Origin of the sequence: Ensifer sp. LC384 (assembly GCF_001695865.1) — a bacterium.
In the GTDB taxonomy this organism is placed as follows: domain Bacteria; phylum Pseudomonadota; class Alphaproteobacteria; order Rhizobiales; family Rhizobiaceae; genus Ensifer.
In genome coordinates this window covers 79,801-103,976 of sequence record NZ_MBST01000089.1, presented here as the reverse complement: position 1 = coordinate 103,976, position 24,176 = coordinate 79,801, and the positions used below count along the sequence as shown (strand labels likewise).

General features: G+C 61.7%; 22 protein-coding genes. 7 read left to right on the top strand and 15 right to left on the bottom strand.

Annotation, left to right across the window (positions count from 1 at the left end):
- The 5 genes from BC363_RS32390 to BC363_RS32370 all read right to left on the bottom strand — a co-directional run bounded on the left by BC363_RS32390 (position 1) and on the right by BC363_RS32370 (position 4,835).
- A complete protein-coding gene (locus tag BC363_RS32390) occupies positions 1 to 1,029 on the bottom strand; it encodes an ABC transporter ATP-binding protein (RefSeq protein WP_065784276.1) in 1,029 nt (342 codons plus the stop codon).
- A complete protein-coding gene (locus BC363_RS32385; RefSeq protein ID WP_065784275.1) occupies positions 1,022 to 1,801 on the bottom strand; it encodes an ABC transporter permease in 780 nt (259 codons plus the stop codon). Before BC363_RS32385 ends, BC363_RS32390 begins: the two co-directional genes overlap by 8 nt.
- The gene (locus BC363_RS32380) at positions 1,798 to 2,625 is read right to left on the bottom strand and encodes an ABC transporter permease (RefSeq protein WP_065784274.1); all 828 of its coding nucleotides are present in this window, start codon (positions 2,623 to 2,625) and stop codon (positions 1,798 to 1,800) included. Before BC363_RS32380 ends, BC363_RS32385 begins: the two co-directional genes overlap by 4 nt.
- A gap of 105 nt (positions 2,626 to 2,730) precedes the next feature.
- The gene (locus BC363_RS32375) at positions 2,731 to 3,753 is read right to left on the bottom strand and encodes an ABC transporter substrate-binding protein (protein ID WP_065784273.1); all 1,023 of its coding nucleotides are present in this window, start codon (positions 3,751 to 3,753) and stop codon (positions 2,731 to 2,733) included.
- A complete protein-coding gene (locus tag BC363_RS32370; RefSeq protein WP_083222748.1) occupies positions 3,750 to 4,835 on the bottom strand; it encodes a LacI family DNA-binding transcriptional regulator in 1,086 nt (361 codons plus the stop codon). Before BC363_RS32370 ends, BC363_RS32375 begins: the two co-directional genes overlap by 4 nt.
- Positions 4,836 to 5,082: 247 nt before the next feature.
- Between BC363_RS32370 and BC363_RS32365 the strand changes: the two genes are divergently transcribed.
- From BC363_RS32365 to BC363_RS32335, 7 genes are all read left to right on the top strand, one after another.
- Positions 5,083 to 5,763 carry a YoaK family protein gene (locus BC363_RS32365; RefSeq protein WP_065784272.1) on the top strand — a complete coding sequence of 227 codons (681 nt, stop codon included), beginning with the start codon at positions 5,083 to 5,085 and terminating at the stop codon, positions 5,761 to 5,763.
- 207 nt (positions 5,764 to 5,970) lie between these two features.
- Positions 5,971 to 7,512 carry an ABC transporter substrate-binding protein gene (locus BC363_RS32360; protein ID WP_065784271.1) on the top strand — a complete coding sequence of 514 codons (1,542 nt, stop codon included), beginning with the start codon at positions 5,971 to 5,973 and terminating at the stop codon, positions 7,510 to 7,512.
- Positions 7,513 to 7,854: 342 nt separating this feature from the next.
- Positions 7,855 to 8,808 carry an ABC transporter permease gene (locus tag BC363_RS32355; RefSeq protein WP_065784406.1) on the top strand — a complete coding sequence of 318 codons (954 nt, stop codon included), beginning with the start codon at positions 7,855 to 7,857 and terminating at the stop codon, positions 8,806 to 8,808.
- Entirely contained in the window at positions 8,805 to 9,656 is an 852-nt protein-coding gene (locus BC363_RS32350; RefSeq protein WP_065784270.1) for an ABC transporter permease, read from the top strand. Before BC363_RS32355 ends, BC363_RS32350 begins: the two co-directional genes overlap by 4 nt.
- A complete protein-coding gene (locus BC363_RS32345) occupies positions 9,653 to 10,465 on the top strand; it encodes an ABC transporter ATP-binding protein (protein ID WP_065784269.1) in 813 nt (270 codons plus the stop codon). Before BC363_RS32350 ends, BC363_RS32345 begins: the two co-directional genes overlap by 4 nt.
- Positions 10,462 to 11,205 carry an ATP-binding cassette domain-containing protein gene (locus BC363_RS32340; protein ID WP_065784268.1) on the top strand — a complete coding sequence of 248 codons (744 nt, stop codon included), beginning with the start codon at positions 10,462 to 10,464 and terminating at the stop codon, positions 11,203 to 11,205. The genes BC363_RS32345 and BC363_RS32340 overlap by 4 nt, the downstream gene beginning before the upstream one ends.
- A 189-nt stretch (positions 11,206 to 11,394) precedes the next feature.
- Positions 11,395 to 12,099, top strand: a complete 705-nt coding sequence (locus tag BC363_RS32335) for an OmpW family protein (protein ID WP_065784267.1) — start codon at positions 11,395 to 11,397, stop codon at positions 12,097 to 12,099.
- A 192-nt stretch (positions 12,100 to 12,291) separates the two neighbouring features.
- Here the strand turns inward: BC363_RS32335 and BC363_RS32330 are convergent, their stop codons facing one another.
- The 10 genes from BC363_RS32330 to BC363_RS32285 all read right to left on the bottom strand — a co-directional run bounded on the left by BC363_RS32330 (position 12,292) and on the right by BC363_RS32285 (position 24,152).
- A complete protein-coding gene (locus tag BC363_RS32330) occupies positions 12,292 to 12,711 on the bottom strand; it encodes a CBS domain-containing protein (protein ID WP_065784266.1) in 420 nt (139 codons plus the stop codon).
- 87 nt (positions 12,712 to 12,798) lie between these two features.
- Positions 12,799 to 14,964, bottom strand: a complete 2,166-nt coding sequence (locus BC363_RS32325; protein ID WP_065784265.1) for a glycoside hydrolase — start codon at positions 14,962 to 14,964, stop codon at positions 12,799 to 12,801.
- A complete protein-coding gene (locus tag BC363_RS32320) occupies positions 14,964 to 15,962 on the bottom strand; it encodes a glycosyltransferase (RefSeq protein WP_065784264.1) in 999 nt (332 codons plus the stop codon). The genes BC363_RS32325 and BC363_RS32320 overlap by 1 nt, the downstream gene beginning before the upstream one ends.
- 54 nt (positions 15,963 to 16,016) lie before the next feature.
- Positions 16,017 to 16,451 (bottom strand): VanZ family protein, encoded by a 435-nt coding sequence (locus BC363_RS32315; RefSeq protein ID WP_244512931.1) that lies wholly within the window; start codon positions 16,449 to 16,451, stop codon positions 16,017 to 16,019.
- A gap of 37 nt (positions 16,452 to 16,488) precedes the next feature.
- A complete protein-coding gene (locus BC363_RS32310; protein ID WP_244519997.1) occupies positions 16,489 to 17,589 on the bottom strand; it encodes a glycosyltransferase family 4 protein in 1,101 nt (366 codons plus the stop codon).
- A 373-nt stretch (positions 17,590 to 17,962) separates the two neighbouring features.
- A complete protein-coding gene (locus BC363_RS32305; protein ID WP_065784262.1) occupies positions 17,963 to 19,207 on the bottom strand; it encodes a glycosyltransferase family 4 protein in 1,245 nt (414 codons plus the stop codon).
- Between the two features lie 10 nt (positions 19,208 to 19,217).
- Entirely contained in the window at positions 19,218 to 19,979 is a 762-nt protein-coding gene (locus tag BC363_RS32300; RefSeq protein ID WP_065784261.1) for a polysaccharide deacetylase family protein, read from the bottom strand.
- On the bottom strand, positions 19,972 to 21,303 hold the full coding sequence (locus BC363_RS32295; RefSeq protein ID WP_065784260.1) for an O-antigen ligase: 1,332 nt from the start codon (positions 21,301 to 21,303) through the stop codon (positions 19,972 to 19,974). Before BC363_RS32295 ends, BC363_RS32300 begins: the two co-directional genes overlap by 8 nt.
- Before the next feature lie 13 nt (positions 21,304 to 21,316).
- Entirely contained in the window at positions 21,317 to 22,867 is a 1,551-nt protein-coding gene (locus tag BC363_RS32290) for a GumC family protein (protein ID WP_244519996.1), read from the bottom strand.
- A 190-nt stretch (positions 22,868 to 23,057) separates the two neighbouring features.
- On the bottom strand, positions 23,058 to 24,152 hold the full coding sequence (locus tag BC363_RS32285) for a GNAT family N-acetyltransferase (protein ID WP_141690531.1): 1,095 nt from the start codon (positions 24,150 to 24,152) through the stop codon (positions 23,058 to 23,060).
- Positions 24,153 to 24,176 lie beyond the last annotated feature (24 nt).

The window sequence follows — 24,176 nt, the reverse complement described above, 5'->3', positions numbered from 1 at the left end:
TTACCCGAACCGCTCGAGCCGTGCCGCCTTGGCGACCGGCATATCGAAGGTAAGCTCCGTGCCCGGCTGATGCGCGGGAAGGCCCGCATCCTCCTCGGCCTTGATCGCACCGAGCGGCGTATCGAGCAGATATTCGCGTGTGCTGCCGGAGAAAGAGGCTCCGCGCACAGTGCCTTGGAAAGGACCTGAACCAAGGGTCACCATGCGCGGACGCCACGCAAGCCCTGCCGTGTCAGGCGGCAGGGATTCGGAAAGAGCGATCGGGCCGTTTGCGGCTTTGAGCTTGCCGCCTTCGGCCGCGAAAATGTTCTCGAAGCCGACGAAGTCGGCAACGAAACGGGAAACCGGACGATTGTAGATGTCCTCGGGCGTGCCGATCTGCTCGATGGCGCCGTTCAGCATCACCACGATCCGATCGGCGAGCGACAGTGCTTCACCCTGATCATGAGTGACGAAGATCATCGTCACGCCGGTTTCCTTCTGGACTCGCTGCAGCTCGGTGCGCATCTCGAGGCGAAGCCGGGCATCAAGGTTCGACAGCGGTTCGTCAAGCAGCAGAACCTTCGGCTCCATCACCATCGAGCGGGCAAGCGCCACGCGCTGCTGCTGACCGCCGGAAAGCTCGGCCGGCTTACGTGCCGCGAATTTCGACAGGCCCACGGATTTGAGGCCGGCGGTGACACGCGTTTCGATCTCGCTTGCCGGCAGCTTCTTCAGGCGCAGACCGAAAGCGACATTCTCGAAAACCGACAGATGCGGAAAGAGCGCGTAGGACTGGAAGACGAGCCCGACCGACCGCCTGTTGGCGGAGACCCGGGTGATGTCGGTACCGTCAAGGCTGATGCGGCCCGACGCCGGCGTCAGCAGCCCGGCGATCGAACGCATCGTCGTCGTCTTGCCGCAGCCGGACGGCCCGAGGAACGCCACCAATTCGCCCTTGCGGATCGACAGGTCGAGATCCTTCACTGCAACGGTATCGCCGTAGGCGAGTGTGAGTTTTTCGAGACTGAGGAAGGCGGCGTCAGACATAACGGGAAAATCCTAGGAAGCGTTCGGCAAGGAAAACGATGCCGATGGACATGAAGGCGAGCAGCGCCGAAAGGGCCGCAACCGACGGGTCATAGGTGATCTCCATGTAGGAGAGCATGTCGATCGGCAGCGTGCGCACGCCCGGGCCGGACAGGAACAGCGAGACCGGCACCTGGTTGAAGCTCGTCACGAAGCCGAGGATGAAGGCGGCGAGAATGCCGCTGCGAATGTTCGGCATCACCACGCGGAAGAAGGCGCCAGCGCGCGAGGAGCCGAGCAGAACCGCCGCCTCCTCGATATCGGAGCGCAGGTTGTTGAGGCTCGCCGACACGACGCGCACCGCATAGGGCAGCACCAGCGCCGTATGCGCAAGGAACAGCGCCAGGGTGATGTTGAAGCCGAACGGCACGACGATGTAGCGCAGCAGCGCCAGGCCGACGATGATACCCGGCACGATGATCGGCAGGGACACGATCGTGCGCACGGTCTCGCCGAAGGGCAGCTTGTAGCGCGAAAGGGCGTAGGATGCGGGAATGCCGAGCACGAGTGCCATGGCGGTACCGCCGATGGCAAGGAACATCGACACCGCAAAACTTTCACGGAAGCTTTCGACGGTGAAGACCTTGGCGACCCATTTCAGCGAGAACCCCTGTGGCGGGAAGGCCAGGGTCTCGCCGCCCGACAGCGATGCCGCGACGATGATGAAGAACGGCCCGATCAGGAAGGCGATCACCAGGAGCAGGACGAGGGGAGAAAAGACGCGGGGGGTCATCGCTTGTTCCTCGCGGTGGCGAGCCGTTTCAGGAGCAGATTGGCGGCAAAGCTCATGACGATCAGGATGAAGGCAATGACGCTCGCCGAGACGAAATCACTGGCGACGGTGACGCGCTGATAAAGCAGCGTTTCGAGCATCAGCACCTTGGAGCCGCCGAGGATCGCCGGGGTGATATAGGCGGTCAGCGAACCGGTGAAGACCAGCGTTCCGCCAATGACGAGACCTTCCTTGGTCAGCGGAAGGATGACCTTCCAGAACACCTGGAACCAGTTGGCACCCAATACGCGCGCCGCTGGGATGGCGTCCTTCGGCATGTTCTCGAGCGCACTGATCAGCGACAGGATCATCAGCGGCAGAAACAGCTGCAACAGGCCGATGAACACGGCTGTCTCGGTGAAGAGAAAGCGGATCGGTTCGTCCGAAAGGCCGATGAGCTGCAGCGCCTGGTTGACGATGCCGGTGCGCCCGAGAATGACGATCCAGGCATAGGTTCGCGCGACCGACGAAATCATCAGCGGCAGCACGACGAGGCCGATCATCTGCCCCTTGTTGCGCGGCGAAAGATTGACGATCGCAAAGGCTGCGGCATAGCCGATCACGGCAGAGACGGCCGTCACCATCAGCCCGAGCCGGAACGTGCGCAGGAAGACGGTGCGGTTCAGCGGGTCGGTGAAGAAATCGACATAGGCGACAAGCGACCAGCTGTCGGCGCTGCGAAAGCCTTCGGCAAGCAGAATGACGACAGGCGCCAGAAAGACGATCGCCGCAAAGACCGCCGCCGGCAAAGCGAGCGCCAATGCCTCGGCGCGGTTCTGAAACATCCCTGGTCTTCCTTTCGTCGCGTTCAATCATTGCGGGTCGGTTGAGGTCGCCGGACAGCCGCAAACTGCCCCCATCATGGTGATGGGGGCTTTTGGCGTTGGCTGTTACTGGCCGACCTGGGCGTTCCACTCGGAAAGCCAGGCTTCGCGGTTGTCGAGGGCGACTGCCGACGGAATGAGCTTGAGGCTCTTCACGGTTTCCTCGCCATAGGTGAGGTTTTCAGCGATCTCCGGCGCGACCTTCACGTCCTTGTTGGCCGGGCTGTCGACCAGCTTTTCGGCAAGGGCCGTCTGGATTTCGGTCGAGAGCCAGAAGTCCATGAACTCCAGCGCCAGGTCCTGGTTCTTGGCGCCCTTGGTCAGAACCATGACGTTCATGCCGCCGGTCTGGCCTTCCTTCGGCGCCGCCCACTTGATCGGCAGGCCGAGCTTGGTGAAGCCTTCCCAGGAGAAACGACCGATCGGAGCTGCCCAGATTTCTTCCTGCTGCATCAGCTGCACGAGCTGCGAAGACTTGACGTAGAAGGTGACGATGTCGTCCTTCTTCGCGCCGACGGCGGCAATGGCTTCCTTCAGATCTGGCGTATTCTTGCCGATCGCCTCACCGACCATGTAGAGCGCCGGCGGGCCCTGGTTGGTGGTGACGTTCGGGAAGGCAACGTGGCTGGCGTTCTTCTCGTCGAGCAGGTCGGCCCAGGAGTTCACTTCCATCTTGTCGGAGCGATAGACGATCGACGTTGCGTAGAAGGTGTAGCCGACGCTCATGCCGTCGCCGTTCGGATCCTTGGCGATATCGTAGAGCTTGTTGAAGTTCGACAGCTTCGTGTTGTCGATCTTCTCGATCAGGCCGGCGCGCGAGGCCGAGAGAGCGTCAGCCATGGAGACGACCGCCATGTCGACAACCGGGCTCGCCTTGTTGGCTTCCATCTTCGCCAGGCGCTCGACGCTGTTGCCGGTCTCCACCACCAGCTTGCAGCCGCATTTGGCTTCGAAGGGTGTGTAGACCAGCTCCTTGAAAGCGTCCTGGGCAAAACCGTAGACGGAAATGGTCAGCGTCTTTTCCTGGGCGGAAGCGGCATTGGCGCCGACGAGCAAAAGCGCGCTGGAAGCGAGCAGGATCTTCTTCATGGCTGGTGTTCTCCTTCTGGGGCTGAGGTTCTGGCGTTGGCAGTCGTCTGGCCAGGCTGGAATTGTATCCTGGGCGGTGCGGCGCTCGATTGCCGCACGACCAGCTGCATCGGCACTTCGGCGTCGTCGGCGGTTACCGGCGCGCCGATGGCCGCATCCGTCGGATCGCGCTCGCCGATCGCCTTTACCAGCGCTCCGACGGCGATCGCGGCAATCCGGGTCATGTCCATGCGTGCGGTGGTCAGCGCCGGCGTCACCACCGGCGACCAGATGAGATCGTCAAAGCCGGTGACGCTCGCCTTTTCCGGCACGTTGATGCCGGCCCGCTGCAACTCGGTCAGTGCGCGGAGCGCGTGAAGATCGGAGACGCAGGCAAAGGCGGTAAAGCCCTCCGCAACCTTCTCGGCGAGGCCGAGCGGACAGCCCTTGCCCTGCTCACGCTCCAGCGGCTCGATCCACAGCGTTTCAACGAACGCGCCCTCGGCAAGCGCCGAGCGAATACCGCCGATGCGATCGTTCTGCACGTTGGAGGCAGGATTGTTGCCGATGACGAGAACGCGCCGGTGGCCAAGCGCCTTCAGGTGTTCGGCGATCTGCCGGCCACCGCCCCAATGGTCGGCGGCAACCGTATTGCCCGGTGTCGACGGCGTATCGATAACGGCCACGGGACAGCCGACATCGGTGATGCGCGTGCCACGCCGAGGCACGATCACCATGCCGTCGACGTCACGGTCGATCAACCGCTCGATGGCCTTGGTCTGGGTGGTGACGTCACCGCGGGAGTCGGCGATCAGAACGCCGTAGCCGGCCGAAGACGCAGCCAGTTCGATCGCCTGGGCGATCTGCGGGAAGAGCGGATTGGCAATATCGGGAAGCACGAGGCCGATGGCGGCAGTGCGGCCGGTGCGCAGCGCCCTGCCCGCGAGGCTCGGGACATAGCCGAGTTCAGCTGCCGTCGCGCGGATCTTCTCGGCCAGTTCGGCAGAGACACGCCCCTTACCGGAGAGCGCGTTGGAAACCGTCGCCGCGGAGACGCCCAGTGTTCTGGCAATCCTCGTCAGTTTTGGTCCGGAACGCGCCAAGGCCGTGTTTTCCGTTATCGATGATTAAACGATTAATCAAGCGATATATCAGATTCCCTTCACTGTCGAATCCTTTTGCCGGCTCTCGAAATTTTTGTGCTTTCTTGAGGCGCTCCGTCTGTGGACAGACAGCGACGCATGACGCGACGATCATGCCTACCCCGCCTCGTCAAAGCGCACCTATACCGGGTGACTTCCATTCTCGCGGTCGGCGGATTAAGCCTGAGGAAAACGGCGGGGCAGCATCATGACTTTTCAGCGACGGCGTCGGATCATCAAGCGCCAGCGAACCGGGACCGCGCTTCTCGTCGTCGCGCTCATTTCCTTCCTGGCCGGGATGACCGACGCGATCGGCCTGCTGACGGTGGGCGACTTCGTCTCCTTCATGAGCGGCAACACGACGCGCGCCGCAACCGCCATTGCCGACGGCAACATCCTACGGTCGCTCATCCTTCTCGGCTCGCTCGCAGTCTTCGTCATCGGCAATGCCATGGGAACGATCGTCGCGAGCAGGTTTCGTGCCGGTGGTGTCCTGTGCTGCGTCACCCTTATCCTCACCCTTACCGCTGCCGGTGGCGACCACCTACCGAACGAATTGCGCTTCTATTTCATCGTCCTTGCGATGGGTGTCGTGAACGCCTCCGTCGAGCATATCGAGGGACTACCGATCGGTCTTACCTATGTAACGGGCGCCCTGTCCCGCTTCGGCCGTGGCTTGGGCCGATGGATCATCGGCACGGGCAACATGCAATGGACGATCCAGATCGTCCCCTGGATCGGGATGCTCGGCGGCGCCATCATCGGCGCCATTCTCGAACATCGTTTCGGGCAGTTCTCTCTCTGGGCACCGGCGATCCTAGCCGGCCTGTTGTGCGTCCTGGTTCTGAAGATTCCGGGGCGCTGGTCGCGGCGATATGCGCAGCACTGATCGCCCCGCTGCATCTTCTAATTCGGGAACGCCCTTCGCTTGCCGGGGCCTGCCGCGGGTGCAAATTTCAACTTGGCACGACAAAACGAACCAAAATTCCCACTAAATTGGTAGGGAATTTGTATGATGCATCGCAACCGCCCGATGTGTACATTCGGACGGCAAGCGCGACCTCGCGTGATGAGTATATATGCAGGAGTTAGGGAAATGACTGGCAACACGATCGACTTGGGCGAACTTTCGAGGCTGAGCCGGAAAGGCAGGCGTTCGATCCTCGCCTCCGCAGCTTTGGCCATGCTGTCGACGAGCACGGCAGCGCTCGCGCAGGACGCAAACTTCGATCCGGATGCCTCCGTCGTCATCGGCTCGCTCTATGAACCGCAGAACCTGGACAACACCGCCGGCGCCGGCCAGGGCATCAACGAAGCCTTCAACGGCAACGTCTACGAGGCCCTGTTCACACTGACCGATGCGGGCGACGTCACTCCCGGTCTCGTGGCCGAACAGACAATCAGCGAAGACGGCCTCACCTATACCTTCAAGCTCCGGCCGAACGTCACCTTCCACTCCGGCGACCCGCTGACGGCACAGGACGTGAAGCACAGCATCGAGCGCGTGGTCGCGCCCGATTCCAAGAGCTCGCGCAAGAAGAGCCTGGCGACGATCAGCGGGATTGAGACCCCCGACGATCAGACGGTGGTGGTCAAGCTTTCCGCCCGCTCCATCTCGCTGCCTTACAACCTCAGCTATGTCTGGATCGTCAACGACGCGGCGAAGGATCTCAACGCCGGCGAAGATGGCACGGGCCCTTACCGCCTCGACGAGTGGCGCCGCGGCTCGTCGCTGGCGCTCAGCCGCAACGACAAATACTGGGGCACGGCCCCGACCAATGGCGAAGTCGTCTTCCAGTACTTCACCGACGCCACTGCGCTCAACAATGCGCTGCTGACGGGTGCCGTCGATGTCATCACCAGCGTGCAGAGCCCGGATTCGATTGCCCAGTTCAAGGACAATCCCGATTTCACGGTGACCGCCGGCCAGTCGACCACCAAGGAGCTCCTGGCGTTCAACGACAGGGTCGAGCCCTTCAACAACGTCAAGGTCCGCAAGGCCATCGCCCGCGCGATCGACGACAAGAAGCTGCTGCAGTCGATCTGGGGGGAATACGGCACGCTGATCGGCTCCTTCGTGCCGCCGACCGATCCGTGGTACGTCGACCTCACCGGCGTCGATGCCTATGACGTCGAAAGCGCCAAGGCGCTCTTGAAGGAAGCCGGCTTTGCCGATGGCTTCTCGTTCAAGCTCGACACGCCGAATTACGACCCGCATCCGATCGTCGCCCAGTTCCTCCAGAGCGAGCTGGCGAAGGTCGGCATCAAGGTCGAGATCAACGTCATCACCGCCAACGAGTGGTACACCAAGGTCTACAAGGCGCACGATTTCCAGGCGACACTGCAGGAACACGTCAATCACCGCGACATCGTGTTCTACGGCAATCCCGACTTCTACTGGGGATACAACAACCCTGATGTCGTCGACCTGATCAAGGAATCGGAAGCCGCGGCCAACACCGACGCGCAGACGGCCAAGCTGACGGAGGCAAACCGCATCATTGCCGAGGACGCTGCCAGCAACTGGCTCTATCTCTATCCGCAGATCGTGGTTTCGAGCTCGGCCGTCACCGGTTATCCCGTCAACGGCCTCAACTCGCAGTTCTTCGCCTACAACATCAAGAAGAGCGGCAACTGATCCCGACCTTCTTCTAGACGATCTGCCGCGATCGCACGCTCAAGAAGGGAGCCCTCGAGCAATTTGGGGGCTCCTTTGCGTTGACGGCTATGCCACGCCATTCCCTCCGCAAGGCAACGCCAAGTCAGTCTGTTCCTACCCGGATGCAAAACAGCGCCGCGGGCGAGGTGCGCCGCACCAAGGCGCTGTAGCGCTCGGAACGTGCTGCATAATTTCCGCTGAAACCGATGACGATTTAGGGGATTATGCAGTAGCCTCCCGGTTGATTATGTGCAAAAGCCAGCGCTCCGGGCCCGGGTGTTACGCCCGTCGGATAAAAGGAAGCCCACCATTTTCGCCTATATTCTGCGCCGCTTCGCCATTCTGATCCTGTCGCTGCTGATCGCCGCGGTGGTGCTGTTTGTGCTGCTGCGCCTTTTGCCCGGAGACCCGGCGAACGCCTTGCTTTCCGTTGGCGCCGATCAGCAACAGATCGAGGCAGCGCGCGAACAGGTCGGCTCCAACCTGCCGCTCTGGGAGCAGTTCCTGCGCTTCGTCGGCAATCTCGCCCGCTTCGATCTCGGAACATCCTTCGTCAGCGGCAAGCCCGTTGTCGAGGAAATCGCCGCCCGCCTGACCGTAACGGTGCCGCTGGCGCTGCTGGGCTTTGCGCTTGCGATCGCCATTGCCGTTCCGCTCGGCATCCTGTCGGCGGTCAAGGCCAATCGCTGGTACGGTGCGGCCATTTCGACCGTGTCGCAGCTCGGCATCGCCATCCCGGTCTTCTGGGTGGGAATCCTGCTTGTCACCGTCTTTGCGGTCAATCTTCGGCTGTTTCCGTCGGGCGGTTATCCCCGTCGCGGCTGGCAGAACGAGGGTCAGGTACTCTATGCCCTAGCACTGCCGGTCCTGACGATCGGGCTGGTCATGGCCGCCTCGCTGATCCGCTACATCAGATCCGCGACACAGGACGTTCTCGGCAGCGACTACCTGCGAACCGCCCGCGCGCTCGGCGCCAGCTTCTCGCAGGCGCTGATCCGACATGGCATTCGCAACGGCGCCGTGCCGATCGTTTCGATCCTGGGCATCGAGCTTGCGACGACACTTCTTGGCGCAGTCGTGGTAGAACGTGTATTCGCCCTGCCCGGCCTTGGCTCGATGTTGCTGTTGGCAATCGAGCAGCGCGACTATCCCAATGTCCAGGGCGTGTTGTTCATCTCAACCCTGCTGGTGCTGCTGATCGGCTTTGCCGCCGATCTGGTTCAGCGGCTGATCGATCCCCGCTTGCGCGAACGGGCGACAGGAGCTGCGCCATGACCGCGCTGGACCTTTCGGCGGATCGACCGGCCCGCAGACATTCGCTGTCGCTTTCCATCGGGCTCGCCCTCGTCGGCCTCAACGTTGTTGTCGCACTCCTCACCCTGTTCTGGACACCCTACGATCCGCTCAATGCCTCCGGCGGTCGGCTCGAAGCGCCGTCATGGCTGCACTGGGTCGGAACGGATCGGCTCGGCCGAGACTACCTGACGCAAATCATGATCGGCGCGCGCACCGCGTTGATCGTCGGTACCGGCGCGGTTGCGATCGGCGCCTCGATCGGCGTGACGCTCGGTATACTCGCCGCTTTTGCGACGCGCCTGCTCGACGATGTGATGGCCGCCACCCTCGATATCCTGATCGCGTTTCCGACGCTGCTGCTGGCAATGCTGGTGGTCGCAGCCAGCGACAGCGCCAGCCTGTGGTCGGCGATCCTGGCGCTCGGCCTGGCGATCTCGGCCATTGTCGCCCGCTTGACGCGCATCCTTGCCAAGCGGGTGCTGCGCCAGGACTATATCATCGCATCCCGGACCTCCGGCACCTCGTGGCTAGGTGTGGTCGTATGGCATGTGCTGCCCAATATATGGCCGACGCTCTCGGTCAACTTCGCACTGCAATTCGGCCTGGCCGTGATCGCGGAGGCGTCGCTTTCCTATCTCGGCCTGGGCGCACCGCCGCCGAACGCGTCCTGGGGCAGGTTGCTGCAGGAAGCCCAGGGCACGGTCTATACGGCCCCCGTCGGCGCGATTGCGCCCGGCATTGCCCTGGTCGCACTGGTCATCGGCATGAACCTATTTGCCGACGGGCTGCGGGATGTCGGCGATCCGACACGCGGGAGATCACGATGAGCGCCTTGCTTTCCGTCCAGGGCCTGACTGTGCGCGCCGGCGGCAAGACGTTGGTTTCGGACCTGTCGTTCTCCATCGGCTCCGGTGAGCGGATGGGGCTGATCGGCGAATCCGGTTCGGGCAAGTCCATGACCGCGATGGCCATTACCGGCCTGTTGCCGGCGAACATTTCTGTGACCGGCTCGATCGTGCTCGATGGCCAGGAAATCGTTGGGACTGAAGACAAGCACTTGAACCGGCTGCGCGGGGTCGCGACCGCCGTCGTCTTCCAGGAGCCGCTGACAGCGCTTGATCCGCTGATGAAAATCGGCAAGCAGATTGCCGAGCCGGTCCGCCGCAGGCTTCAGCGTGAACAGGGCCGCCCGTCGCGTCAGGCGGTTGGCCGCGAAGTGCTGGATCTGCTCGACAAGGTCGCCCTGCCGCAGCCGGAGCGCATCGCCAACGCCTATCCGCACGAGGTGTCGGGCGGCCAGCGCCAGCGCGTGGCGATCGCGATGGCGCTCGCCTGCCGCCCAAAACTTCTGATCGCCGACGAGCCGACGACGGCTCTCGACGTCACCACGCAGGCCGAAATCCTCAAGCTGCTCGATGGGCTGGTGCGCGAAACGGGAATGGCTCTGCTCTTCATCAGCCATGACCTGCCTGTTGTTGCCGAAGTGGTGCAGCGCGTGATGGTGTTGCGCGACGGCATAGCCCTTGAAGAAGGCGCCGTTATCGACGTGTTCGCCAACCCGTCGCACGACTATACGCAGACGCTCGTCGACGCCGCACGCATGTTCGACGAGGCCCTTGGACGGACGGGATCATGACGCTGGACCTGCAGAATGTGAACTTCGGCTATTCCCGTCACGGCAAGGTTTTATCAGACGTTTCGTTCAACGTGCGCGCCGGCGCCAGCGTCGGCTTGGTCGGCGAGTCCGGTTCGGGCAAGACGACGCTGCTGCGACTGCTGCTCGGCCTCGAACGGCCCACCAGCGGCACAATCCGCTTCGGCGACGAAGTGCTCGATCCGGCCGACGGCGCGTTCATGCGCCGCTACCGGCGTTCGGTACAGCCGGTCTTCCAGGATCCCTACTCGTCGCTCGATCCTCGCCAGAAGGTGCTCGACATCATCGCCGAGCCGCTGCAATCGCTGCGCATCGCCGGACCGCGGAAGGATGCGGTGGTACAGGCGCTGGAGGCAGTGGGCCTGCCCCTCGACGCCATGGAGCGATACCCGCATGAATTTTCCGGCGGCCAGCGCCAGCGCATCGCCATCGCGCGCGCGATCGTCGCCCGTCCACAGATCATTCTTGCCGATGAAGCCGTCAGCGCTCTCGACCTTTCGACCCGCATCCGCATCGTCGAACTGTTCAAGACTTTGTCGGCAACGCTGACGCTGGTGTTCGTGTCACACGACCTCGGCGTCGTCGCATCGCTTTGCGAGGAGATGGTCATCCTCGAAAAGGGACAGGTGGTCGAGAGCGGCAAGACGCGCGATATCCTGGCGGCGCCACAGCATTCCTATACCCAGCGGTTGCTTGCCAGCATTCCACGCATGCCGGCTTGAGCGTTTGGAGCCGTTAGCATTCGCCACGCGCGAATCTCGCGGCGGCGGCCACCCCACCAGCTGGCAAACCACCTTGATCTAGAACAACCCCTCGTCGAGCGGAGTTGCCCATAGTGCCGCCGGCCGCAGATTCACTGCCGCCGCATGCCCTGAATGGCAATTTTTAACTTCTTCTGGGGGTCCGGAATCATGTTTACTCGCTCCATCCTGCCAACCGCCGCCACGCTCGTCTTGCTGGCGGCCCCGGTCACCGCGGCTCGGGCTGCAGACCTGACCGCACCGAGCGAACCCGCCCCTGCGCTGCCGGCCGCAAGCGAGCAGAGCCCATGGATGATCCGCGCCCGCGCGCTCGCCGTCCTGCCAGAGGACAAGGCATCGCTGCAGCTGAACGGCACGTCGCTCGACGGCGAAAAGGTCGGCGTCAGCAATTCCGTCGTGCCCGAACTCGATATCACCTACTTCTTCACCGACAATCTTGCGGCCGAACTGATCCTGGGCACGACCCCTCACACGGCAAGGGGCAGCGGCTCGATCGCCGGTCTCGGCGAGATCGGCAAGGCCTGGCTGCTGCCGCCGACGCTGACGCTGCAGTACCACGTCAATCTCACCGACACGATCAAGCCCTATGTCGGCGCCGGCGTGAACTACACCATTTTCTACAATGAAAAGGCCAAGGGAGATTTCTCCAGCTTCAACCTCAAGAACACGTTCGGCGTTGCGCTGCAGGCCGGCGTCGACATCAAGCTCGACGATCACTGGGGCATCAACTTCGACGTGAAGAAACTGTTCCTCGAACCGGAGGTCAACGCGACCCTGCCGGGCGCAGGCACAGTGCCAGGCAAGGTCAAGCTCGATCCCTGGCTGATCGGCACAGGCATCACCTACCGCTTCTGACGCTTTCGTCAGCGGTGACGCGTTGGCAGACAAAGTCCTTCCCCCCGCCGCCGTGACGCAGCGAGGGGAACACCCTACAGCGCCGCGCGTCTTAGCAGACGCGCGGCGCTGTAGCACTTTGAATTTCTGCATGTTTTTGTCCTTAAATCGGATGGGATTTAAGGAAACATGCAGTAAGCCAGCGGTCGCATTTCATGCGTGATGTGCGGTTACGGCCTTGACCAATCCGGTCGTCAGTTCACGGCTGCTCGCATGGGAGATATCGCCCAGCGACAACATACCGACCATACGTTTTTCGTCATCGATCACCGGCAGGCGCCGTATCTTCTTGGCCTCCATCAGGCGAACGGCGTCCTCGAGCGTTTCGCTCGTGCGGCAGTAGACGATATCCTTCGTCATGACGTCGCGCGCGGTCAGCGACGCGGCATCGTGGCCGTTCGCCCACGCCCGCACTGCAATATCCCTGTCCGTCACCATGCCGATAAGGCGATCGTTTTCGCCGACCGGCAGAGCGCCGATGTCTTCGTCACGCATGATCCTTGCCACCGTGCGCAAGTCCGTTTCAGGCGTTATCCAGCGCGCGCCGGGGTGCATTGCTTCCCAAGTTCTCATCGCATCCTCCCTTGGTTTGAAAGGATGATTATAGGCGGAGATCATGGCCAATCATTGATCCGCTGAGCCGCATTCCAGTGCTGAGGCTTACTCAAGTTCCAGCAGGAAGTAGGTCGTCGGGCCGGACGGGGCATCGTTGCTCAGGCGAAATGCGACGGCGCCGACACCATCGGCCATCGGTGGGTGAACTGTCCCGTCAAGCCCCACCGGAGAAATGCGCCACCTTGCAGCCGTCCGAGACAGGGAGAGATCGACATACCCCCGCCGGATCAGCACCGGCAACCGCCCAAAACTCTCGATGACCTTCTCTTCGCTGTCACGGAACGCCATGTCCGTATTCTGGGCGTCGGTTGCAAAGATTAACAGGAAACGCCGGCCGTCGGACAAGGTTGCGCGCGGATCCAGCACCGACAGCGCGACAAGACCATTGCCGTCGGCGTGCTCGATCCGCAGCATGCCGAGGTCGACCGGCTCGCGCAGGGACGCAAACGCCATCGCTTCCGTCGCCGGTGTCTTAACGCGCAACTGGCCGGCGAACCGATCGAGGAGAATTTCACCGGTGCTGCTTTGATAGATGCCGGCATCGACCGTCGTTCCATTGTCTGGCATCAACGTGCCGCTCGCCCGCAGCAGCGCCAGTACATTGTCGCTGCTTTCCCGCCGCGGCTGGGCGATTGCGATCGCATCGCCCAATGGCTCGGCTCGGCCCAGGCCGATACGGCCGACCAGGGCAAGATCGGTCAGAGACTCCGGCTCGCGCGCCTGCATATCATCGGTCAGATCCTCGTCGCCGCGCACGGAAAAGGGGATCGTCACGTCAGAGGTCGCAACATCGCCACGGCGATAGAGCAAGGCGGCCAAGGTCTCGCCCGCGCGGGCGACCGGATCGAGCGCAATCGCGTAGGGCAGCATCGCCCGCTTGTGGGGAAACGGCTCCCCATAGGCGAGCGCGATCGGCCCGTGACCATGGCGGCAAAGAGCGTCCCAGCCCTGAAGGGCAGCATAGGCCGGCATGGCCAGGCCAGCCTCGTAACGGTAGCGGTTCCAGAACAGGTGATCGTATTCGCTGACAACGAATGGTTTTCCGAGCCAGCGCGATGCTGCGATCATCCTGATATAGTTGACGCCATCGGCGATTGAACTGGTTTGCAGAAGTTCACTGCCTGGCGCGTAGCCGCCAACCCAATCGTGGTAAGTGTTCGCCGTAACGACCTCGAGGTCGCGCCTGCTGAGACCCATCTGGCTCGACGGCCAATTGTTGTAGTTGCTGATCAGGCCCTTGTAGCCGAGGTCGCGCAGAACCTTGCTCATGCGCGCGGTGGAGGCACGCTCGGTTTCGACGAAGAACGCCTGCAGATCGCGCAGACGCGGGCTGTCGTTATAGCGATCCAGTGGCAACCTGATCCCGCCTGTTTCAAGCTCTTCCCCGGCATCGAGCGCGCCCCACACCTTCGCCAGGTTCGCCGTTGTGCCGTAACGCTTCTTCAGCCAGAGATTGAGCTGCCCAGCCAACCTCTCGTCATAGGGGGCCCGGCCCGGCCGGTCGTGGACCACCGCTTCGAACTCCAGGCCATTCTCATTGGCGAGAATAACCAGCGCAAGAGCTTCGTCATGGATCGGAGCTTCGCCCGTGTAAGGATTCACGCGCCCGAGGATCGCCTGTTGCAACCGCCTCCAATGCTCAAAGGTCCGGTCGTCCAGGTGAAGCATGAGTTTCACATCGCCGCCCGTTTCCCAGCGATCGTCGAAACCGCCATAGGCGCCACGCGGCGACGACAGACCATCGATGATCCAATGGATGCCGTTGCGCTTCAGAGCCGCAAGCAGATACTGGATCCGGTCGAGCGTTTCCGCATCGAAATCGAAATCCCGATCACGCCCAAACATCAGACTTGCGTCGACGAAATGCAGGCGTGCGATATTGTAGCCATGCATCGCCAGCTGGCGCGCGTAACGATCTGCGCCTTCGTGATCGGGGAAGCCGCCGGACGCGGGGCTCCAGGCGAGCGAGGCGCACAACATCCTGACCGGCGTATCCGGCGCTTTCGCATAGGCAAGGCGCCCTTCCTTGCCGGCAACCAGCCTATGATCGTCATCGATCGGGGCGTTCGGCAGGATCGACGAGAAATCGAGCGGGCTGCCTGGGCGCAATTCGAGCGAGATCTCCTTCACCGGAGCCCATTGATCCGAGGCGCTTGCAGGCAGGCACATCACCGCAAGCACCAGCGCCGCCCCAAGGACCCGCTGATGCATCACGCTGCCGCTCCAAGCAACTTGCTCTCGATCGGGGCCTCCGGCTTTCGCCGCCGCCTGAAAAAGCCGACGGGCAATGCAGCGGCATGGAAGAACCAGGCGACGACCGTGTAGAGCCCCATGTTCAAGCTGCCCTTGCGAAAACTCATCAGCACGATGACACCGGCCAGCGCAGCGGTGACGATGCCCAAGCCGACTGTCAGGCTGGGCGAGAACAAGAGCACGCAGAACGAAAGCGCCCACCAGAGGTAGACGAGGCACCAAAGCTTCAGCTCGGGCAGCTCGCGCACAAGCTGGAAGAAATAGGGCCGGCCAACGGAGGCGCGCAGAAGTTCGCCGATACCGAAGAGATATTTGCTCTTCCAGCGTCGAACCAGAAGACGATAGGAATTGACGGTGTGGCCGAAGTGCTGGACGAAACGGCGGTCAAGGCGATGCAATCCCCACCCGGCGCTTCGCAACCGGATGCCGAGATCGAATTCCTCGTATCCATGGAGATTGCGATCGGAGAGGTAACCGACCGCCTCGATCGCATCGCGCCGGTAAAGCCCGCCGCCGTTCATCCGGTCGATCGACCCGATCCGGTTTTCCGGTGAGTTGCGTTTGACGCGCCGCGAAAATTCGAGATTGGACGTCAACATCTCCTGCACATGGCCGGTAACACCCGCAACCGAGGGATTGTCGGCGAGAAACGCCACGGCGACGTCGAGAAAATCACCATCGAGCAGCATGTCGCCGTCGAGCAGGCAAATATGGTCGCCTTTGGAATACTGAAAGCCGAGTTGCGGGCCGATGCCGCAGCTCGGTCGCGCCGGCGGACTGATCTGAGCGATGACCACGGGGTATTGCGAAGCGATCTCGACCGTCCGGTCGGACGAGCCGCTGTCGGCAATGATGACTTCGCCACCTGTCTCGCCAAGCGCTGCAAGCGCGCTTTCAATCGTGGCCTCTATTCGCTTCTCTTCGTTCAGCGTCTTGATGATGACGGATACTGCCAAGCGAGCCTCCAAAATCACCGGGACGTCTAACCAAGCGTCCCGGCGCAGCCCGTTCTACCCCTGATACTTTGAGTTTTGGTTTATTTGCCCCAGCAATTGCAGCAGACGTGACCGATAACGGATCAGTATTGAACCCGAAGCCACGCCGCAGGCGCCGCCGAGCAGTTTGACGACGAGATCCTCGATCCGCGCATGGCGATCCGCCAGCACCATCTGCAGCAGTTCGAAGCCGACCGCGGTTGCGAAGACGAGGCAAAGCACAAGAACGATGCGCCTTGAGTAACCGATCGCGAACAGCAGGCCCATCAACCCGAACGCACCGAAGCGCTCGACATGCACGAACGTGCCCATGCGCGGGCGCAGATCGAGCGGCGAGAGCGTCGAATAGGCGATTACGGCGAATATGAGCCATGCAAGCAGGCCGGCGGTGCGCTTGATATTCATACTTTGCTTGTCTCTCCGCACCGCACGTAACACGGCAATCGTCATCCGTCGGCAACAGGGAGATCGCGCAATTGCGCGCGATTTATTTTGCCACCAACGCGCTATACACCGCCACGGTCTTTTCCGCCACGCTTGTCCAGCTGTAGGCGGCTTCGGCGCAGGCGGCACGGGCGCGCATCTCGCTTTCACTGGGAGGATTGGCCAGCTTGGCCGTCATCGCCGATGACAGTGCCTCCACGTCGCCAAGCGGGAAATATTCCTCGCCGGCAAGGCCAAGCTCGCGATTGGCAACGATATCGCTGGCGAGAACCGGCAGACCATAGGCCATGGCCTCCAGCAATGCGATCGGCATGCCCTCATGGCTGGAAGGCAGAACGAATAGTGCCGCATTGGCAAAAAGCTCCGCCAGCCGGTCACCAGACTGGAAGCCCGTCAGAACGACACCGCCAACATCGCTTGCCAGCCTTCTCACCTCTTCCGTGTATGAGGTCTCGAATTCAGCACCGCCGGCGAGCACCAACCGGAACTCCGGATTGGAGCATTTGGCATAGGCGCGGATCAGATCGAGCTGGCGCTTCTCGGGCACGATGCGCGCGGCAAGCAGGATGTAACGCCGTGGCGCAAGGCCGAACTCGGCAAGAATTCCCGTCTCGCCGTTGGCCGCCGAAACCGACACCCCATTGGGCACAAGGGACATGGACACGTTGTGCCGCGCGCCCATGGTATCGGCGATATCCTTTGAAATGGCGATCCGCCCGCTTGCAAAGCGCATGCCCAGGAGTTCGCCGAGTTTCAACATACTCTTGGCAAGGGCACCCCATTTTTGCCGGTCGTAATCATAGCCGTGATGGGTGACGACCACCGTCAGTCCGAGCATTCTTGCAAGCGGCACGAAAAGCGCCGGCCCTATCGCATGGATATGCAGCACGTCAGGACGCCGCCAGCCCGCGTAGCAAACGCCGATGAACGTGTGAACGATGGCTTCCAGCGCCATCCGGCGAGGCGCCCAGAACGGGAAGACGCGAATGCCGTTCCAGCTAAAGGGAACCGATGCGGGAAGATATCGACGACGCCCGATGACGTCGACGTCCCAGCCATGCTTCGTAAGCTTGCCGGCAAGGATCTCGACATGCTTTTCGATGCCGCCCTGCACATCCGGAATTCCGCGCAGGCCCAGCATCATCACGCGCCGTCGTGCCGCTCGCGCGCCCAGCCGTCGATCTTTACCTGTCAGCTCGCGATGACTGTCCACGAGATAGACTCCACGCTGGGCAGCACCGCCCTTTCCGTCGACGCCTTCCAATACTCCAGATTGTACAATCTCAGAAGAGATCGACGGCTGTTGCCGACGATCAACTTGCGAGACTCCTGACTTTCTGCCCATGGCGTGGCCTCAAGGATTGCGCACCCGCTGCCTTTTACGTTAACAATACTTAACAAATCCGTAAATTAATCATTAAATATCGAATGAACAGGCCAACAAACGAACGGAATTAATGTCATAGTAAGTATATATTCAGTTGTTGGTTAATATCGCAAGGATGAAATCCGCCGAACTATACGGCTCCAAACGTTGCGTAAAGATCAAGCGTTCTGTCCCGATAAACATCGGCGGAGAAATCCCTGGATATCCACGCCCTGCCTGCCGCGCCCATCCCGGCCCGCGCGGCAGATCCAAGAGCGGCGATGTCGGTCAGCGCTCGTGCCAGATCCTCGGCGTCTCCGGACGCCGCCGTCGCGCCCGTTTCTCCGACCCGGATCATTTCCGGAATGCCCCCGATGGCTGAACCGACCACCGGCCGCCCCAGAGCGTATGCCTCCAACAGGCTGATGGGTGCGTTTTCGTACCATTCAGACGGCAGGACGAGCGCCCTGGATGACCCGATCAAACCGTGCAGGCTCTCGCCCGAGAGATAACCGGTGAACGTCACGTCGGCATCGAGCGCGCTGGCGAGCTGCCGCAACGACGCCTCTTCGGGGCCAGCACCGGCAACGACCAGCCGCTGTTTCGAGAGCGCCACCGCCTTGATCAGGGTGGCAATGCCCTTCTCGGGCGCAAGTCGCCCTGCGAAAACGAAATAATCGCCCTCGTCCCAGGCGCTGCGGTAATCGTCCACATCAACGAAATTTGGAATGTGCACCATCTGCTCCCGTGCCCAGCCCCACTCGACGAGCTTTTCCACGTAGAACTGGCTCGGAACGACGATACGATCAACCTTGTTTCGATAGAGCCCCAGCGCACGATGCAGTACCGTTTCTGCCAGGACAACACCGCTCAATATCGGCGAGCCCTTGACGCAGCGATGGCGCAGGACGTTGTAGACCCGCCCACCGCGACAGTCCTCGCAGATCTTGCCGTCGCGCAGCATCTTGTAGGAAGGACAGGCAAGCTTGAGGTCATGAGCCGTCATCACGACTGGCACGCCGGCTGTCTTCAGCGTCGAAAAGATCGCCGGCGACAGGTGATGGTAGACATTGTGCGCGTGGGCAACGGACGGACGCGCACGGTCGATCAGCTTGGAGATGTTACGCTGCGCCTCGCGCGAATAGATCACGCTTGCCGCCTGCTCCACTTTTCGCAGAAAACTCGTTTGGCGGCCAAATTCGATCTCGGACACGAAATAGTCTGACCAGGCAGAGCGTTCGTTGTCCTCGTGCTCCATGGCAAAAGGCACGACATCCCAGCCGATGTCGGTAAACATCTTCATATGGTCGAAGAAGACCGCCTCAGCGCCGCCACGGCGATAGAAGTAGTTGTTGATGGCGAGAAGTCGCTTGCCGGCGGCTACCGTGTTGGACACATCGTTCTCCTCATCCGCCAAGCCGATCGAGCGCCTTGTCGACAGGCAGGACCGTGCATCGTTTCTCGACCGCGTAACGCACGAGATGTTCGAACGTCTCTGGCGTGCAGCCATAGGGCGTGGGACGCGGCGCGATGTCGTGCGTGAAAAAGACCAGCCATCCCGGCTGCGCGACGAGAGCATCGATCCAGCGCGTCAGTGCAAAGGCGTGCTGCTCAGGCTGGCGGATCTCAACCGCCTTCAGCATCAGCGGATCGACCGCACCGCGGTTGATCGCTTCCCCTGCCGCCCGGCAGGTGCGATAGCGCCGCCCCAATTCCTTGCGCGCCATCGGCCAGGCGGCGTTGTAGGGAAAGGCAAAGTTCCTTGCCGGCTCGCCAACCCCGCTGCGCGCGAGATAGTCCGCATTTCGCTCGAGGTCTTGCGCAAGCGCGCCTCCGGTCAAGCGCCTTATCTTGCTGTGGCTGAAAGTGTGGCAACCGACTTCGTGCTCACGCCTGGAGAGCGCCTCGCAACCCGCAGCCGTGATCAAGGTCCGATCCGGCTCGACCCGTCCTTCGAGCCCTCCGGCAATATAGAATGTACCGCGAACGCCGTACCGTTCGAGGATCTCGGCACCCTGATGCAGCGCGCTGTCGGGCACGTCGTCGAAGGTAAAGGAAACGAGCGGAACGTCTGTCCTGACGTCGAGCTTCTTCGGAGCAAAGCGCCAGATCAGGCGATTTGCCAGCCGGTCGACCAGGCCATCAACCTTTTGCAGAAGCTCAGGCATAGGCAACGCCCCCTTTTTCGGCGGACTGCGACGGCAAGGCTAGGACCGCCCGCGCCTGCAGATGCAAACCGTAGAGTGAAAACAGGAAGGTGAACCAAAGCAGGTTACCGCCCTCGTAAAACAAGCTCTCAAGTCCGGCATTGAAGATCGTGTAGAGCCAGACGCGCGTAAAAAGCCGCGTGAGATGCGAGTGCTCCTCGGCCGGTGCCATGCGTGCAATGTTGCGCAGCGGCAGGACGAGGATCCACAACACCGTCAACAGCAGCCCGGGAAAGCCGGTCATCAAGGCAATATCGAGATAGGAGTTGTGGCCGTTGGCGGCAGCCACCGCCCAGGTCTCGATCGCGCCGCCGCTATGGACCAGCTCCGCCGTTTGCCAGAAAGCCTTGAAGCCGTAGCCGGTGATAGGCTGCTCGGCGAGCGCTGTGAACGCGAAACGCCAGATATCCGCCCGATTGGTGAACGTCGCATCAATGCCAAGCTCGGTTATTAATTCGCTTAGCGGCGTGAACACGGCAGATCCGACCGCGAACAGGTTGAACAGCCCGACACCACCGATGACGATAGGAATGCGCAAGAAACGGAACTTCTCGAATATCCAGGCGAGCAGCAGGATCGTCGGAAGCATCGCGGTCGACGTCTTGCCGCCGGTGTGGATGAGGAAGTTGAACGACAGGAGCACAATGGCTATCCCGGCCAATCGCGACCAGGTATTCATGACGAAAAGTCCGAAGAAGGCCGCGATCACCATGGCGGCCGCAGCACTGTTCTTGTGCGGGAAATGGCCGCGCCAGAGACCCGCATTCATCGGCTCGCGCAGTTCGGACGCCTGGTGGATGGAGAGCGCCGGCTTGAAGGCGATGCCGTAGTAGGCAACGCCGAGCATGATGAGCGTGCCGACGCCCAGCATCTTGGCGAAATGTCGCTCGCTGGCGGGCAACAGGAGGTAGATGCTCGCATTGACCGTCACCATGACGGCGAGAACGGTGCCCTTGATCCCAAGCATTGGGTAGGCCGAGATCACCGATACGAACAGGAACCAGGCGAACAGCACGGCCAGCAGCGGACGCGGCTGCAGGATGATGTTTCGCATCGGGTGGCACAGGCCATAGCCAAGCATGCCCGCGAACAGCAGCAGGGAAACGATTTGGTTCAGGCGGTTGGAATTGCCGGCCGACGGATCGAGCACTGCTGCCCCGGTCAGGTCGACGAAAGGGTTGATCGATATCCAGAAGAACAGAAACATCGCCATGAACAGCAGGGTGCCGACGCGTAGCCGCAGCGTGTCGGCGGCATTGGTTTCGGCATAGGAGGCGCTGGTCATTGGCGCGCTCCCGTCAGGCGGTCGCCGGCTGCGGGCGGCGAATATATCTCCACAGGCCGAGGGCGATCGCTGCCGACACGCCGAGAAAAAGGCCGAGCATACCGCCGGCGATCAACAGGATCACCGTACGTGGCGGCCACGTGCGTGCGTTGGGCGGCAAGGCGCGCGAGATCACGCGCACATTGGTCGTGTCGATCTGCTGGCGTTCGGTAATCTGCTGGGCGCGCGCGAGATGCGTTTCGTAAATCGCCGCCTTGGCGCGGGCGTCACGCTCGAGATCGCGCAGCTGAACCTGGGCCTCGTTGTCAGTGAAGACGTTTGATTTCTCGGTATTTGCCTTGCCGCGCAGAGCCACGAGCGCCTGCTCCTCGCGATCCATGTCCGCCTTGGCGCGCTCCAGAATGCGTCGAGCCTCGTCGGCAAGCGCTCCCTCAAGGGTCGTACGCTCGGATCTGGCGGCCACCAGGCGGGGATGCCGCTCGCCGAAAGTCCGCTGCATCGAAGCGATCTGTTGCTGGAGCATGTTGTACTGCTCGCGCAGGTTCGTCATGTTTTCGGACTCGAACTCCGACGCGCTGGCCGTTCTCCCTTGAGCGATTGCCGCACTCATCTGACTGTAGCGCGTCTCCGCCTGGATGAAGCGCTGCTGTGCGCCCAGGACCTGGGTGTTCAGTTCGCCGGAAAGCTGATTGCTCACCAGTTGACCATTGGTCGATTGCAGGCCATTGACCCTGCGGAAATCTTCCACCGCCCGTTCGGCATCGGTCACGTTGCGGCGCAATTCGTCCAGCCGAGCATTCAGGTTCTTGGCGACACGCCCGGCACTTTCTGCCGCCGACTGAAACAGTTCCTGCTCGAAAGCGTCGACGATTGCATTCGAGAGGGTCACGGCCTTTGCCGGCTCCTCGCTCCAAACCTTCATGACGACGACGAAGGAGCGTTCCTCCCGTCGTGCCTCCACGCGCTCCGAAAGCGCGCGCATGGCTGCAAGCTCGTTGTTGACCTGCTGTTCCTGCTTCGAAGAGAACAGATTGCGCAGTGAAGCGAACGACGCCGGCTTGACGAACTCGGGATCGCGCGTGAGCTGCAATTCGTCGATCACCCGCGCCAGCACATTGCGTGACGTCAGTATCCTGAGCTTGCTCTCCACCTCCAACAGTTGCGCATCACGCTGCGGATTGGTTGTAAAAACATCGTCGCTGACCACATTGAGATTGGACGGGTCGACGACGATATCGGTGTACACGGTGTATCGAGGTGACGCGGTCATCGCATAGACCAGGGCCGCAAATGTGCAGATCGTGACTGCGGCGATTATCCAGAACATGCCGTCGCGCAGCCAGCGAAGAACGTCGTCTACTCCGATCTTGCTGACGAGGTGCAGCCGGGGGAAGAACGCGCCACCGACATGCGGCGTCGGCTCCGTCTCTGCTTGCGCCTGGGGAACCGGCTGCGGACGCCGGACATCCGGATCTCTTCGCGACGCTTGCTTTTCCTCAAAAAGAGCGGGCGCGTCCTCGTCTTCAGACGGCAGAAAGTTGAGCAGCGAGCCACGGCCGACCATCGCACGCTGACTGTGCACTGGCTCAGCCGACCTTTGTTGTCGGGGCTCGTTCGGCCTATACATCCGCATTCCTCACGCCCGCTTCAAGACGCAAAAATCGCCGGCTCGCGCGTCTCGTATCTCCAAAGAAGGATTAGAGTTGTACGGTGAAAATTCCGTTAATCGGCCAGGTAGCCGTTTACCTTAACGCTCAGAAGTCCGTCAGCAACCGGCTCCAGCTTTCGGATGCCAGGCCGCCGATATAGAGGTCGTTGCGCAATGCCGCTTCCTTGAGATCGCCATGGCGCGTCACCATGCAGAAATATCCGCGGTGGCGGAACGTCAGCCAACGCTGGCGCGATATCGCGTTCATCAGAAAGGGTTGCGCAGCGCCGACAGCCTGGGCGTAACCTTCGCGGTCGAGGCAGGCAAACATTTCGGCCGTCACTTCAAATTCCCGACCGGGTTGGCAAAGCACATTCAGGACCGTCGCAGTCCTGTTTGTCTTGCCAAGAAAGACGAAAACGCCAATTGCTGTTCCATCCGCCGTCACCTGGCGGAAATGCACGTCACCGAGGCTTTGGTTCTTCGCCGCGATCCCGACAAGCCAATCGAACTCTTCGGTCGACCAAACGGGCCTTACCGAAAACCGCTCCATCATTGGTCGGGCACACCCGATAAATTCGCCCGCCCCAATCACCGTCGTGGTGCATCCTGAAGCCGGGGCGGGCTTCACAGATGGTCTTCGCCGGCGCAGAACCCTATCGACTGCGCCAAGGACCCCGAGGAGCATCCTCGAACCCAATGCCGGAAACTGCCTGCTGGCACGAATGGCGCCGCTGGTAACTGGTCGAAACGATCGCTGCCACTCCAGGCTTTGTATCGGAAGCACGACCCCGCCTCCGGCAACCCAATGGTCAGCACTCACCGGCGACGAATTATCCGAGAAGCACATGTCCTGGCGCGCGGCGCGCATCGCACGAGCGAGACATGCCGCACCAACGGCGCCCGCCTTGCCGTCGGACATGAATGCGCAGAGAAGCTTGCCGACGGTACGGCGACCGTGGATCGAGAATTCCATCGGCAGCGCCAGAATAGCGCTCGCGATGGTGCCGTCGCCGTCATCATAGACGATACTGCCATGCTCGGGAGAGTAGAGCGGACTGCCGAAGAAGGTCGCTTCAAGATACTGCCGGAGATCATCGCCTGGTTCGATGTCGTGCTTGCGGAAAATCTTGCTGAAGAGCCGGCTGACCGCAGGGATATCGCCCCGCTCCATGGGTCTCACGCTGCCCGGATGCGGCATGCGACGCCCAATGGATGCGGCAGT